The sequence below is a fragment of the Thioalkalivibrio sulfidiphilus genome (genome assembly GCF_000377945.1).
GTDB lineage: Bacteria > Pseudomonadota > Gammaproteobacteria > Ectothiorhodospirales > Ectothiorhodospiraceae > Thioalkalivibrio_A > Thioalkalivibrio_A sulfidiphilus_A.
On the sequence record NZ_KB898926.1, the window covers coordinates 72,750 to 85,562 of the forward strand.

Below are 12,813 nucleotides of genomic sequence, written 5' to 3' on the forward strand. Positions count from 1 at the left end.
GTTTGCCTGTCCTGTGCATCCTGGAAAATCCTGTCAATCCTGTCCATTGATGTGCTCTGCGCCTCGGCGTCTCTGCGGCGGAAGTTCAAAGGGTTTATTTCTTTTCCACCGCATGGCCGCCGAAGGCATTGCGCATCATGGCCAGCACCCGGTTGCCGTAGCCCTCGGCGTCCTGGCTGGCGAAGCGCATGGCCAGCGCCATGGAGATCACCGGCGCGGCCACGCCCTGGTCGATGGCCTCCTTGGCGGTCCAGCGTCCCTCGCCGGAATCGGCCACCACCGGCGCGATGTCCGCAAGCACCTGGTCCTGCGCCAGGGTGTCGGCGGTCAGATCCAGCAGCCAGCTGCGCACCACGGAGCCGTGACGCCAGAGTTCGGCGATCTGGGCCAGGTCCAGGTTGTAGGCCTGTTTGCCCTTGAGCAGGGCGAAGCCCTCGGCGAAGGCCTGCATCATGCCGTACTCGATGCCGTTGTGGATCATTTTGGTGAAGTGCCCGGCGCCCGCCGGTCCCACGTGGGCCCAGCCGCGATCCGGCGCGGGGGCCAGCGCCTTCAGCGCCGGTTCGATGGCGCGCACGGCGCGCTCGCTGCCACCCACCATCAGGCAGTAGCCGTTGTCCAGGCCCCAGATGCCGCCGGAGGTGCCGGCATCCACGAACTCGATGTCGTGATCCGCCAGGCGCCGGGCGCGGTGTTCGCTGTCGTGGTAATTGGCGTTGCCGCCGTCCACCACCACGTCGCCCGGGTCCAGCAGCGGGATCAGTTCGTCCAGGTGCGACTCGGTGGCCGAGCCCGCCGGCAGCATCAGCCACACCACCCGGGGGGCGTCCAGGCGCGCCACCGCGTCGGCCAGGTTGTCGGCGACGATCAGTCCGTCTTCCTCGGCCAGTTGCTCGGCCACGGCGCGGGTGCGGTTGAAGCCCACCACCTGGATGCCGCCGCGCAGCAGACGCCGCGCCATGTTGCCGCCCATGCGGCCCAGTCCCACCATTGCCATGCGCATGTGTGCACCTCGTCCGGGTTTCTTTATCATGAGCCTACACCATTGCCTGTTACGCTATCGATCCAGTCACCCCGCACCGGGAGTCTCCGCCATCCATGCGCATCCTGTTCGCCAGTAGTGAGGTTCATCCCCTGATCAAGACCGGTGGACTGGCCGATGTCAGCGCCAGTCTGCCCCAGGCCCTCAAGCGCCTGCGCCATGATGTGCGCGTGGTCATGCCCGCCTACGGCTCGGTCCTGGACAAGGCGGGTGATCTGGAACAGGTGGCCACCTTGCAGCTGCCAGGTTTCCCTGACGATGCCGTGACCCTGCTCTCCGGTACCCTGCCGGGCAGCCGTGTGCCCCTGTGGCTGGTGGACGCACCGCGCCTGTTCCGGCGCGCCGGCGATCCCTACCGCGCCCCGAACGGCCACGACTGGCAGGACAACTACCTGCGCTTCGGCCTGTTCGCGCGCCTGATCGAACATCTGGCACTGGACCGCGCCGGACTCGAGTGGCGCCCCGATGTGGTGCATTGCAACGACTGGCAGGCGGGTCTCGCGCCCCTGATGCTGTCCATGCATGAATCACGCCCGGCCACCGTGTTCACCATCCACAACCTGGCCTACCAGGGGCTGTTCCCGCGCCATGCCTTCGATGCCCTGAACCTGCCGCCGCATCTCTGGCATTACCAGGGCCTGGAGTTTCACGGCAAGCTGTCCTTCATCAAGGGTGGCATCGGTTTCGCCGACCATATCACCACGGTAAGCCCCACCTACGCCCGGGAGATCCTCACTCCCCAGCAGGGCTTCGGCCTGGACGGCCTGCTCAATCATCGCGCCGGGGTGCTCACGGGTATTCTCAACGGCGTGGATTACAGGGAATGGGATCCGGGCAAGGACAAACACCTGGTGGCCCGCTACAGCGCCGATGACCTGTCCGGCAAGGCGCGCTGCAAGGCGGCCCTGCAGCATCATTTCAAGCTGCCCTGCCACAGCGGCATTCCGCTGCTGGGCCACGTGGGGCGCATGGTGGCGCAAAAGGGGGTGGACCTGCTGCTCAAGGCCGCCGAGCCGCTGCTGGCCGCCGGCGAGGCGCAGCTGGTGGTGGTGGGTTCCGGGGATGCGGCCCTGGAGCAGACCGCCCGGAACCTGGCGCAACGCTACCCCGAGCACATGGGTCTGCACATCGGTTACAGCGAGCCGCTGGCCCACCAGCTGGAGGCCGGGGCGGACATCTTCGTCATGCCCTCGCGCTTCGAGCCCTGCGGGCTGAACCAGATGTACAGCCTGCGCTACGGCACCGTGCCGGTGGTGCGCAACACCGGCGGGCTGGCGGACACCGTGGTGGATGCCGATCCCGAACACCTGGAGGCTGGGGATGCCACCGGCATCCAGTTCGACGAGGCCACGTCCCAGGCCCTGGCCGATGCCCTGGCCCGCGCCCTCGCCCTGTACCACGATCCGGCGTGCTGGAAGCGCCTGATGCTGGCCGGCATGGCCCAGGATTTCAGCTGGGGGCGCAGCGCAGAGGCCTACCTGGCGCTCTACAAGGACCTGGTGTCCTGACGAGAGGTGGGGTTTGCGGGTATAATGCCCGGCTGATCCACGCCAAGCGGTCCGTTCCCAGCCGACTCCCCGCCGTGCCACTGGGCCTTGCGCCACAGCGGCACGGGACGTCGCGCCTCGGGCGGCCGCGCGATCCCCTATGAAAGAAAACCAGTTGATGCCCGCCAATCTGCCGCCCCGGGACAAGGAACTCCGCGCCCGGGTCAAACTGTTCGGCAACCTGCTCGGCAAGGTGCTCAAGCGCCTGGAGGGGCGACGCGCCCTGGCCGCCGTGGAGACCCTGCGCAAGGGCTTCATCGCCCTGCGCAAGCAGGACGATCCCGCCAAGCGCGCCAAGCTCATGGCCTTCATCGACAAGCTGGACGCCGACAGCCTGGAGCTGATCATCCGCGCCTTCAGCACCTACTTCAGCCTGGCCAACATCGCCGAGGAGGATTTCCTCTACCGGGAGCGTCGCCGCCAGGTGAGCGAGGGCGGTCCCCTGTGGGTGGGTTCCTTCGACCACACCCTGCGCCAGCTGTATGAGCAGGGCATCCCGGCGGACAGCCTGCAGCAGCTGCTGGACCAGCTGGCCTACGTCCCCGTGTTCACCGCCCATCCCACCGAGGCCCGCCGGCGCACGGTGATGGAGGCCCAGCGGCGCATCTTCCTGGCCGCCGACCGGCTCAACGACCGGCGCCTGGGGCGCGAGGAACGCGAGGAAGCGACCCAGGAGCTGGAGACCCGCATCCAGGTGCTCTGGCGCACCAACGAGGTGCGCGTCAAGAAGCCCCAGGTGCAGGACGAGATCAAGTACGGTCTGTTCTACTTCGAGGAGAGCCTGTTCGAGGCGGTGCCCATCACCTACCGCTTCCTGGAGAAGGCCATCCGCCGCACCTATGGCAACGACGAGGCCGGCAATCCCCGGGTGCGGGTGCCGAGCTTTCTGCGCTTCGGCTCCTGGATCGGCGGTGACCGGGACGGCAACCCCAACGTCACGCCCGCGGTCACCGAGCTGGCCTGCCGCCTGGCCATGGAGCAGGTGCTGTCCGAATACCTGCGCCGGGTCAGCGCCCTGCGCCACGAGCTGACCCATTCCCTGTACATGTGCCAGCCCTCCGAGGCCTTTCTGGAGAGCCTGGAGCGGGACAGCAACATCGCCACCGCCGTGTTCCGGGGCAGTGCCGACCGCTTCGAGACCGAGCCCTACCGGCGCAAGCTCTACATCATGCGCTACCGGCTCACGGAGACCCTGAACACCGTGCGTCGCCGGCTCAACGGCGAGAACGCCGTGCTGCCGGCGAACTCCGCCTATGCCTCGGCCACGGAGATGCTCAACGATCTCAGGCTGATTCACGACTCCCTGGTGAGCCACGGAGACGCCAACGTGGCCGCCGGCAAGCTCACCGACCTGATCCGCCTGGCGGAGACCTTCGGCTTCCATCTGTTCCACCTGGATATCCGCCAGGAGTCCACGGTGCACGGCCAGACCGTGGCCGAGATCCTCAAGGTCACCGGCCTCAACGAGGACTACGACGCCCTCTCCGAGCCCGAGCGCGTGGCCCTGCTGGCACGGCTGGCCGAGGCGGAGGAACTGCCCAGGCTGGACGGGGAGGCGCTGTCCGAGACTGCCCGCGAGACTCTGGAGGTGTTCCACGTGATCGGCCGTATGCGCGCCGAGGTGGGGCCCGAGGGCATCGGCACCTACGTGATCTCCATGACCCACGCCGCCTCCCACGTGATGGAGGTGATGTTCCTGGCGCGCCTGGCCGGCCTGGCTGGGCGCAACGAGGCCGGCGAGTGCTTCTGCCAGATCCGCGTCTCGCCCCTGTTCGAGACCATCGAGGACCTGCGCCACATCGAGGAGGTGCTGGAGGACCTGCTCACCCAGCCGGTGTACGCGCGCATGCTCAAGGCCTCCGGCAACCTGCAGGAGGTGATGCTGGGCTACTCCGATTCCTGCAAGGACGGCGGCATCCTGGCCTCCAGCTGGAACCTCTACGAGGCCCAGCAGAAGATCCTGCGCATCACCGGTGCCCACCACGTGGCCTGCCGTCTGTTCCACGGCCGGGGCGGCACCATTGGTCGGGGCGGCGGCCCCACTCACGAATCCATCCTGGCCCAGCCGCCGGGCACGGTGCATGGTCAGATCAAGTTCACCGAGCAGGGCGAGGTGCTCTCCTACAAGTATTCCAACGTGGAGACGGCGGTCTACGAGCTGAGCATGGGCGCCACCGGCCTGATCAAGGCCAGCCGCTGCCTGATCGACAACCCGCCCATGGACCGGCGCGATTATCTGGGCATCATGGACGAGCTGGCGGCCCTGGGCGAGGAGGCCTACCGGGACCTCACCGACCGCACCGAGGGTGTGCTGGATTACTTCTACGAGATCACCCCGGTGCAGGAGATCGGCCAGCTGAACATCGGCTCGCGTCCCTCCCACCGGCGCAAGGCGGATCGCTCCAAGAGCTCCATCCGGGCCATTCCCTGGGTGTTCGGCTGGGCCCAGTCCCGCCACACCCTCCCGGCCTGGTACGGCATCGGCACGGCCCTGGAGCGCTGGCGTCAGAACGACCCGAGTCGCCTGGCCAAGCTGCAGACCATGTACAACGAGTGGCCCTTCTTCCGCTCGCTGCTGTCCAACTGCCAGATGGCGCTGACCAAGGCGGACATGCGTACCGCCGAGGAATACGCCAAGCTATGCCACGACCCTGAACTGGCGAAACGCGTGTTCGGGCGCATCCGTGATGAATTCGAGCGCACCGTCACCCAGGTCCTCAACGTGGCCAACACCCAGACCCTGCTGGACGAGAATCCGACCCTGGCCCTGTCCCTGATGCGCCGCAATCCCTACATGGATCCCCTGAACCACATCCAGATCACCCTGCTGCGCCGGCACCGTGAACTCCACGAGCGACAGCCGGAGGCGGAACAGGATCCATGGATCAGTCCGCTGCTGCGCTCCATCAACGCCATCGCGGCGGGGATGCGCAACACGGGGTGAAGGGGAACTGAAGTGGGAATTGAGAAGTGGGAAGTGAAGTACTGTAGTTCCCACTTCCCACTTCCCACTTTCCACTTCCCACTTTCCACTTCCCACTTCCCACTTCGACAAAGGCCGTCTCACTGCGCACCGCTTTGGTGCGCAGTGAGACGGCCTTTGTCGTTATCGGTGCGTCATCGGCCTGTTACGGCCGCCGGGCAGGCTGACGGGTGCAGGTACGAAACTTGCTGATCGTCAAGGAACCGCCGGCGTCGATGGACGATGCTGGCGGCCACCACAGCAGTGCATCAGAGGGAAACCACGCATGAACGTACAGTCGATCCGTGAAATCGCCAAGGGCCTGGAGATCAAGCCCGGCAAGCTCAACAAGACCGAGTTGATCCGCACCATCCAGACCACCGAGGGCAACTTCGCCTGCTTCGGCACCGATTATGTGGACAGCTGCGGCCAGCTGGGGTGTCTGTGGCGGGAGGACTGCCTGAAACCAGGTGGGAAGTAAGAACTAGGAAGTGCGAAGTGGGGTTTTGTTCCCACTTCCCAATTCACACTTCCGACTTCAGTTACGCGGCCTGAACCGGGATGTCGCTGCCGGTGCGCACGATGCGGTTGTCCGCGTCCAGGTAGACCAGGCGCGGGTGGAAGCGGGCGGCCTCTTCCCTGGGCAGCTGGCCGTAGGCGCAGATGATCACCCGGTCGCCGGGGCTCGCCTTGTGGGCGGCGGCGCCGTTGACCGAGATCACCCGGCTGCCGGCCTCGGCGCGGATGGCATAGGTGGTGAAACGCTCGCCGTTGGCGATGTTGTAGATCTGGATCTGTTCGTAGGGCAGGATGCCGGCGGCGTCCAGAAGATCCCCGTCAATGGCGCAGGAACCCTCGTACTCCAGCTCGGAGTGGGTCACGGTGGCCTTGTGAAGCTTGCATTTGAGCAGGGTCAGCAACATGTCATATCTCCCGCCGGGGGCGCGACGCGTGCAATTTGCCGCGGGGGTCACATTATGAGGGATCAGCCGGAGGGCGGCAAATCCACGGGCAGGTTGTCGATCAGCCGCGCCGGGCCGCACCAGGCGGCCGCCAGTATCACCAGTTCCCGGTCTCCGGGGCCGGGCAGGGCCAGGTCCTGCCGGCGCCGCAGGCTGACGTACTCGGGCCGCAGCCCGGCGGCCTCGATCTGTGACCTTGCGGCCTGCTCCAGGGCCGGAAAATCCCGCTCGCCCCGTGTCAGTGCTTCGCCGAAGGCCGAGAGGGCGGCGTGCAGGGCCGGGGCCCGGGCCCGGTCCTCGGGGCCCAGGTAGCCGTTGCGGGAGCTCATGGCCAGGCCGTCCGGTTCGCGCACCGTGGGTTCGGCCAGCACGCGCACCCCCAGGTCCAGGTCGGCGTTCATGGTGCGGATGATGAGCAGCTGCTGGAAATCCTTCTCGCCGAACACCGCCACGTCCGGGCGCGTCATGGCAAACAGCTTGCACACCACCGTGGCCACGCCGATGAAGTGCCCCGGCCGGTGTGCGCCCTCCAGCTCCTCCCCGAGCCCCGGCACTTCCACCCGGGTAACCCCGTCGCGGCCCCGGGGATAGACCTCCTGCTCGGGGGGGGCGAACAGCAGATCCACCCCGGCCCCGGACAGGGCGGCGGCGTCCGCCTCCAGGGTGCGCGGATAGGCGGCCAGATCCTCGGCTCGATCGAACTGCAGGGGATTGACGAAGATGGTGGCCACCACCCGGTCCGCCTCGGCCCGGGCACGGCGCATCAGGGCCAGGTGGCCGGCGTGCAGGTTGCCCATGGTGGGCACCAGGGCGATGCGCTCGCCGGCGCGGCGCCACGGGTCGAGCGCCGCGGCCAGGGCCGCGCGGGTGTGCACCGTCAGCATGGGGGTCAGGCCGAAAAGCCGTGTTCGGGACCGGGGAAGCGGCGTTCGCGCACGGCGCTCACGTAGGCCTCCACGGCGCCGCAGATGCTGCCCGCCTCGGCCAGGAAGTCCTTGGCGAACCTGGGCGGCCGGGCGGTCATGCCCAGCACGTCCTGGAGCACCAGGATCTGCCCGTCGCACTCCACCCCGGCGCCGATGCCGATCACCGGGATATCCACCATGCCACGGATCTCGGCGGCCAGCAGGGCGGGCACGCATTCGAGCAGCAGCAGGTCGGCACCGGCGTTCTGCAGGGCCACGGCATCGTGGATCATGCGTTCGGCGGCGTGGCTGTCCCGACCCTGCACCCGGTAGCCGCCCAGCTTGTGGATGTACTGGGGGCGCAGGCCCAGGTGGGCGCACACCGGGATGCCGTGGCGCGACAGGCTGGCCACCACCGCCTCCTGGGCGCCGTCGCCTTCCAGCTTGACCATCTGCGCGCCGCCTTCCTGCATCAGGCGCGCCGCATTGGCCAGGGCCTGCTCGGGGCTGGCGTAGCTCATGAAGGGCATGTCTGCCATGAGCAGGGCGCGCCGGGTGCCCCGGGCGGCGAGGCTCGTGTGGTAGATCATGTGCTCCAGGGTCACGGGCACGGTGGTCTCCAGGCCCTGCACCACCATGCCCAGGGAATCCCCCACCAGCACCACGTCCACGCCGGCCGCATCCAGCACGGCGGCAAAGCCCGCGTCGTAGGCGGTCAGGCAGGCGATGGGGGTGCGGCTGGCGCGCATCTCCTGCAGGCGGCGGGTGGTGATGCGGGTCTGTTGGCTGTGTACGCTCATGGAGTCTCTGGTTCGCTGGCCGTCCGCGTTGCGCTCACATCGCGAAGGGCAGGGGATTGAAGTAGTGGCGACCGGCGCTCACCCCGCGCATGAAGTCCAGCAGCTGCTGGAAGTCCTCGTCGCGGTTGACCCAGTCGATGCCGCTGGCGTTGACGATCAACAGCGGCGCGTCCTCGTAATGATAGAAGAAACTGGCGTAGGCCTCGCTCAGGCGGTGCAGGTAAGCGCTGTCCATGAGCCGCTCGTAGCCCCGCCCGCGCCGGGCGATGCGCTCCAGGAGCACCTCCACCGGGGCCTGCAGGTAGATCACCAGGTCCGGCTTGGGGGCGTCCAGGGTCATCTGGCTGTAGACCTGCTCGTAGAGGCTGTGCTCGTCGTCGTCCAGGGTCACCTGGGCGAACAGGCGGTCCTTCTCGATGAGGAAATCCGACACCCGCACCGGCTTGAAGATGTCCCCCTGGCGCAGTTCCGCCATCTGGCGCACCCGCTGCATGAGGAAGAACAGCTGGGTGGGCAGGGCCGCGCCCCTGGGATCCTGGTAGAAGCGCTCCAGGAAGGGGTTCTCCTCCGGGGCCTCCAGCAGCAGCTCCGCGTTGAGGGTCTCGGCCAGGCGCCGGGCGAGGCTGGTCTTGCCCACGCCGATGGGGCCTTCCACCACGATGTAGGAGGGCGTCTTCTCGCTCACTCGGGCACGGGCTCCAGGCGACGCAGGTCGCCCTGCGGGCAGCGGCTGAGCAGCAGGGCCAGGGGGCCGTGACCGGGCAGTACCAGGTCCCTGGGCGCGATCTCCGCCAGCGGATGGACCACGAAGGGGCGTTCAGGGATGCCGGGGTGGGGCACGCTCAGGCCCGGCTCGTGGATCTGGCGCCCCCCGTAGAGCAGGATGTCCAGGTCCAGGGTGCGCGGTCCCCAGCGGGTGCCGTTACGCACCCGGCCGTGGGCCCGTTCGATGGCCTGCAGGCCGGCCAGCAGGTCCCGGGGGGCAAGCGCCGTGGACAGGCAGGCGACGGCGTTGATGTAGTCGGGCTGGTCCTGGGGACCCATGGGCGGACTGGCGTACAGGGCGGAGCGCGCCACGCAGCGGGTCTCGGGCAGGTCGGCCAGGGCCATGAGCGCCCGGGCGACCTGATCGACGGGGTCCTGGAGGTTGCTGCCAAGACCGATGTAGGCCAGTACGCCGCTCACTGGGGTTCGGCGGGGTTGCCATCGGAGCGGCGCGGCCGCCGGCGACGCTTGCGCCGTCCGCCGCCGCCACCACCGCCGGGGCGGTCCATGCCGGCCATGTGGCGCTGTTCGGCCTCGTCCACCTCCTGGATGCGGGTCCACCAGTCGCAGCCCTCTTCCAGGGCCTCGCCGGACTGGGCGCGCAGGCAGTAGAAATCGTAGGCGGCGCGGAAACGGGGGTGGGTCATCAGGCGCAGGGCCCGGGCACCGCGGCGCTGTTCCAGGCGCGGTTGCATCTCCCAGATCTCGCGCATGGGCAGGCTGATGCGCTTGGGGATGGCGATGTGGGCGCACTGGTCGGCCAGCACTGCCGTGCCCGCCTGCTGCAGGGCCACCAGCCAGGGCAGCTCGCCGTTCTCCATGAGCCGGTCGGCCAGGCGGCGCACCGGCTCCCAGAGCATGACCGCGTACAGGAAGGCGGGATTGACCCCTTTGCCCTCCTGGATGCGCGCATCGGTGCTCTTCAGGGCATTGGCCACGAAGGTGATGGGGAAGCCCTGCTCCTCGTGGGACAGGGCCTCCTCGGTGGCCGGGAACAGGAAGCGGAACAGGTCGTGGCGGCGCAGCATCTCGAAGGTCTGCAGCCCGTAGCCGCTGTGGAACAGCTTGATGGCCTCGTCGAACAGGCGCGCCGGGGCCACTTCCTCCAGCAGGCCCGCCATGCGCGGGATGGCCTGCTCGCAGGCGGTGTCGAGGCGGAATCCCAGCTTGCCGGCAAAGCGCACCGCGCGCAGCATGCGCACCGGGTCCTCCCGGAAGCGCACCTCCGGGTCGCCGATCAGGCGCAGCACACCGGCCTTCAGGTCCGCCATGCCGCCGGCGTAGTCCACCACCGAGAAGTCCTCGATGTCGTAGTACAGGGCATTGATGGTGAAGTCCCGGCGCCAGGCGTCCTGTTCGATGGTGCCGTAGACGTTGTCGCGGATGATGCGACCGTCCTCCACCAGGGCGTCGCCGTTGAACTCCTCGTCGTCGTCGCCGTTGAGCACCTCATGGGGGGCGCGGAAGGTGGCCACCTCGATGATCTCGCGGCCGAACTGCACGTGGGCGAGGCGGAAGCGCCGGCCGATCAGCCGGCAGTTGCGAAACAGCTGGCGCACCTGCTCGGGATGGGCGTCGGTGGCCACGTCGAAGTCCTTGGGCTCGCGTCCCAGCAGCAGGTCGCGTACCCCGCCGCCCACCAGGCAGGCGCGAAAGCCCGCCTCACGCAGGCGGTAGAGCACCTTCAGGGCGCTCTTGCTGATGTTGGCGCGGGAAACCCCGTGTTCGGCGCGGGGAATGATCGCCGGCGACGCCGGGCTGGCATCGGGGGACGGGACGTGATTGGGGGTTGCTGTATTGTGCTGCTCCATTGGCCGGTTATAATACCAGCTTTGCTGCACGCGTAGTCACTACGCTCCCTTCGTCTAGCGGTCTAGGACGTCGCCCTCTCACGGCGAAAACAGGGGTTCGAGTCCCCTAGGGAGCGCCATTTTCTTCAAGGATGAAGGTGGAAGGCCGAAGCATGAATCAGGCCGATCCACCCGTCATCCGGTCTTCCCCGAGTTTCTTTCCCTCTCCCGTTTTGAGCCATCTCAGGTAATCGGCCAGGATCCTTCCGTGGTCGAACACCAGGGGCAGGCCGGGGTCGCGGGCATCCACGCACCTGAGATTGCGGGCATCATCCGCCGCCCGGGGTTCGCCCCGACCGTTGGCCACATAGACCGCGCTCACCGTGTGCCCGCGCGGATCCCGCGCCGGATCCGAATAACAGCCCAGCAGGGCCTCCAGCCGCACCTCCAGGCAGGTCTCCTCCCGGGCCTCGCGCACCGCGGCCGCCTCCAGGGTCTCGCCCACGTCCACGAAGCCCCCGGGCAGGGCCCAGCCATGAGGCGGGTTGCGCCGCTCGATCAGCACGATGGTGTGCGGGTCTTCCGCCAGACGGATGATCAGGTCGACGGCGATGAGGGGGGTGACGGGGCGCATCTGTGAAGTACGAAGTGTGAATTGGGACAGGAAGTACGAAGTGTGAATTGGGAAGTGCGAAGTGAAAAGCCTGTACTTCCTACTTCCCAATTCCCACTTCATACTTCATTTCGCACTTCCCGATTCCCACTTCTCACTTCCCCGTTCTCACTTCCCCGTTCTCACTTCCCCGTTCTCACTTCCCAAGGAGTTTCCTCAACTGGCGCCTTTCCCGCTTGTCCGGCCGATGGTCCATGTGCGGTGTGGCGGCGTGCAGCAGGCGGCGTTGTTCCGCTTCGGCCTCGCGTCGGGCGCGGCTCTCGGGACTCTCCACGTACAGGCGCTGGGCCTCGGCGGCGGGGCGGCGCTGTTCGTTCAGCCCCAGGATCTCCACCTCCCAGGTCTCCTGCCCGCGGGTGATGCGCAGGTGCTCTCCGGGGCGTACCGCCCGGGCGGGTTTGACCCGCTCGCCGCCCACGTGCACCTTGCCGCCGCTGACCGCCTCGGCGGCCAGCGCCCGGGTCTTGAAGAAGCGCGCGGCCCAGAGCCATTTGTCGATGCGTTGTGAGTCCATGAAGGCAGTGGCAAGTGGCAAGTGGCAAGTGGCAAGGATAGCATCGCGTGCCTTTGTGCCCAGTAGAGACGTTTTGTTCCTGCGCAATTCCTCTGCGCCTCCGCGTCTCTGCGGCAAATCGCCTTTCGCCGCAAGTACCATCGGCTATGATGAGGATCTTTCCACTCACACCGGCCCCACGACCATGCACCTGAAACTCGTCAGCTTCGACCTGTGTCCCTTCGTGCAACGCAGCGTCATCACCCTGCGCTACAAGCAGGTGGACTTTGACATCGAGTACATCGACCTGGAGAACCCGCCGGGTTGGTTCCTGGAGATCTCGCCGCTCGGCAAGGTGCCGCTGCTGGTCGTGGACGGGGAGACGGTGCTGTTCGAATCGGCGGTGATCAACGAGTTCGTCGACGACATCACCCCGCCGCGGCTGCAGCAGGAAGAGCCGCTGGCCCGGGCCCTGGACCGGGGCTGGGTGGAGTACGGTTCCCAGTGCATCATGGACCAGTACGGGCTGATGGTGGCCAGCGATGCCAAGGCCTTCGAGGAGGCCCATCACCGGGTGCTGGCGCAGCTCGCGCGCCTGGAGCAGAAACTGGGCGACGGGCCCTGGTTCAACGGCGAGCACTTCAGCCTGGTGGATTCCACCTGCGCGCCGCTGCTGATGCGCTACGACCTCCTCAATCGCCGCCACCGCCTGTTCGATGATGACGACTATTCGCGCCTGCACCGCTGGTGGCAGGCGCTGGCCGGACTGGAGGCGGTGCGGGGTTCGGTGCCGGCGGACTTCGAGGACAGGCTCATGGCCTATCTGCGCCGGCGCGGCGGCTACGGCCCGGAGATGTTCGCCGGTCAGGCCTGA

At 67.6% G+C, this 12,813-nt stretch carries 13 protein-coding genes and 1 tRNA gene; 5 read left to right on the plus strand and 9 right to left on the minus strand.

Going from position 1 to position 12,813, the window contains the following annotated elements:
• Positions 1–94: 94 nt before the first annotated feature.
• Positions 95–1,003, minus strand: coding sequence for a phosphogluconate dehydrogenase (NAD(+)-dependent, decarboxylating) (gnd, locus tag D580_RS0103650; protein WP_018953080.1), 909 nt, complete (start codon positions 1,001–1,003; stop codon positions 95–97).
• Between the two features lie 95 nt (positions 1,004–1,098).
• Here gnd and glgA point away from each other — a divergent pair, with 95 nt between their 5' ends.
• From glgA to D580_RS0103665, 3 genes are all read left to right on the plus strand, one after another.
• The gene (glgA, locus tag D580_RS0103655; protein WP_018953081.1) at positions 1,099–2,550 is read left to right on the plus strand and encodes a glycogen synthase GlgA; all 1,452 of its coding nucleotides are present in this window, start codon (positions 1,099–1,101) and stop codon (positions 2,548–2,550) included.
• 139 nt (positions 2,551–2,689) lie between these two features.
• Positions 2,690–5,533: a phosphoenolpyruvate carboxylase gene (ppc, locus tag D580_RS0103660; protein ID WP_018953082.1), complete on the plus strand. Its 2,844-nt coding sequence runs from the start codon at positions 2,690–2,692 to the stop codon at positions 5,531–5,533.
• A 304-nt stretch (positions 5,534–5,837) separates the two neighbouring features.
• Positions 5,838–6,032 carry a hypothetical protein gene (locus tag D580_RS0103665; RefSeq protein ID WP_012637455.1) on the plus strand — a complete coding sequence of 65 codons (195 nt, stop codon included), beginning with the start codon at positions 5,838–5,840 and terminating at the stop codon, positions 6,030–6,032.
• A gap of 61 nt (positions 6,033–6,093) precedes the next feature.
• Here the strand turns inward: D580_RS0103665 and panD are convergent, their stop codons facing one another.
• The 6 genes from panD to pcnB form a co-directional block, all read right to left on the minus strand.
• On the minus strand, positions 6,094–6,474 hold the full coding sequence (gene panD, locus D580_RS0103670) for an aspartate 1-decarboxylase (protein ID WP_018953083.1): 381 nt from the start codon (positions 6,472–6,474) through the stop codon (positions 6,094–6,096).
• Between the two features lie 62 nt (positions 6,475–6,536).
• A complete protein-coding gene (gene panC / locus D580_RS0103675) occupies positions 6,537–7,397 on the minus strand; it encodes a pantoate--beta-alanine ligase (RefSeq protein ID WP_018953084.1) in 861 nt (286 codons plus the stop codon).
• A 5-nt stretch (positions 7,398–7,402) separates the two neighbouring features.
• A complete protein-coding gene (gene panB, locus D580_RS0103680; protein WP_018953085.1) occupies positions 7,403–8,218 on the minus strand; it encodes a 3-methyl-2-oxobutanoate hydroxymethyltransferase in 816 nt (271 codons plus the stop codon).
• A 34-nt stretch (positions 8,219–8,252) separates the two neighbouring features.
• Entirely contained in the window at positions 8,253–8,903 is a 651-nt protein-coding gene (locus D580_RS0103685; protein ID WP_012637459.1) for a deoxynucleoside kinase, read from the minus strand.
• Positions 8,900–9,403 carry a 2-amino-4-hydroxy-6-hydroxymethyldihydropteridine diphosphokinase gene (gene folK / locus D580_RS0103690; protein WP_018953086.1) on the minus strand — a complete coding sequence of 168 codons (504 nt, stop codon included), beginning with the start codon at positions 9,401–9,403 and terminating at the stop codon, positions 8,900–8,902. Before folK ends, D580_RS0103685 begins: the two co-directional genes overlap by 4 nt.
• Complete coding sequence (gene pcnB / locus D580_RS0103695; RefSeq protein ID WP_018953087.1) at positions 9,400–10,794, minus strand: polynucleotide adenylyltransferase PcnB; 1,395 nt, start codon at positions 10,792–10,794, stop codon at positions 9,400–9,402. The genes folK and pcnB overlap by 4 nt, the downstream gene beginning before the upstream one ends.
• A 43-nt stretch (positions 10,795–10,837) precedes the next feature.
• Here pcnB and D580_RS0103700 point away from each other — a divergent pair.
• Positions 10,838–10,913: transfer RNA gene (locus D580_RS0103700), tRNA-Glu, on the plus strand.
• A 38-nt stretch (positions 10,914–10,951) separates the two neighbouring features.
• Here D580_RS0103700 and D580_RS0103705 read toward each other — a convergent pair.
• Positions 10,952–11,407 (minus strand): NUDIX domain-containing protein, encoded by a 456-nt coding sequence (locus D580_RS0103705; RefSeq protein WP_018953088.1) that lies wholly within the window; start codon positions 11,405–11,407, stop codon positions 10,952–10,954.
• 175 nt (positions 11,408–11,582) lie between these two features.
• On the minus strand, positions 11,583–11,960 hold the full coding sequence (locus D580_RS0103710) for an RNA-binding S4 domain-containing protein (protein WP_018953089.1): 378 nt from the start codon (positions 11,958–11,960) through the stop codon (positions 11,583–11,585).
• A gap of 184 nt (positions 11,961–12,144) precedes the next feature.
• On the opposite strand from D580_RS0103710, the gene D580_RS0103715 reads away from it, so the two are divergent.
• Positions 12,145–12,813 (plus strand): glutathione S-transferase family protein, encoded by a 669-nt coding sequence (locus tag D580_RS0103715; protein WP_018953090.1) that lies wholly within the window; start codon positions 12,145–12,147, stop codon positions 12,811–12,813.

Excerpts from the sequence above, each read along its gene's own strand:
- D580_RS0103715 (WP_018953090.1), top strand. The coding sequence starts at position 12,145 with ATGCACCTGAAACTCGTCAGCTTCGACCTGTGTCCCTTCGTGCAACGC.
- D580_RS0103710 (WP_018953089.1), bottom strand. The coding sequence starts at position 11,960 with ATGGACTCACAACGCATCGACAAATGGCTCTGGGCCGCGCGCTTCTTC.
- glgA (WP_018953081.1), top strand. The coding sequence starts at position 1,099 with ATGCGCATCCTGTTCGCCAGTAGTGAGGTTCATCCCCTGATCAAGACC.
- D580_RS0103705 (WP_018953088.1), bottom strand. The coding sequence starts at position 11,407 with ATGCGCCCCGTCACCCCCCTCATCGCCGTCGACCTGATCATCCGTCTG.
- gnd (WP_018953080.1), bottom strand. The coding sequence starts at position 1,003 with ATGCGCATGGCAATGGTGGGACTGGGCCGCATGGGCGGCAACATGGCG.
- panD (WP_018953083.1), bottom strand. The coding sequence starts at position 6,474 with ATGTTGCTGACCCTGCTCAAATGCAAGCTTCACAAGGCCACCGTGACC.
- ppc (WP_018953082.1), top strand. The coding sequence starts at position 2,690 with ATGAAAGAAAACCAGTTGATGCCCGCCAATCTGCCGCCCCGGGACAAG.
- D580_RS0103665 (WP_012637455.1), top strand. The coding sequence starts at position 5,838 with ATGAACGTACAGTCGATCCGTGAAATCGCCAAGGGCCTGGAGATCAAG.
- panB (WP_018953085.1), bottom strand. The coding sequence starts at position 8,218 with ATGAGCGTACACAGCCAACAGACCCGCATCACCACCCGCCGCCTGCAG.
- pcnB (WP_018953087.1), bottom strand. The coding sequence starts at position 10,794 with ATGGAGCAGCACAATACAGCAACCCCCAATCACGTCCCGTCCCCCGAT.
- panC (WP_018953084.1), bottom strand. The coding sequence starts at position 7,397 with ATGCTGACGGTGCACACCCGCGCGGCCCTGGCCGCGGCGCTCGACCCG.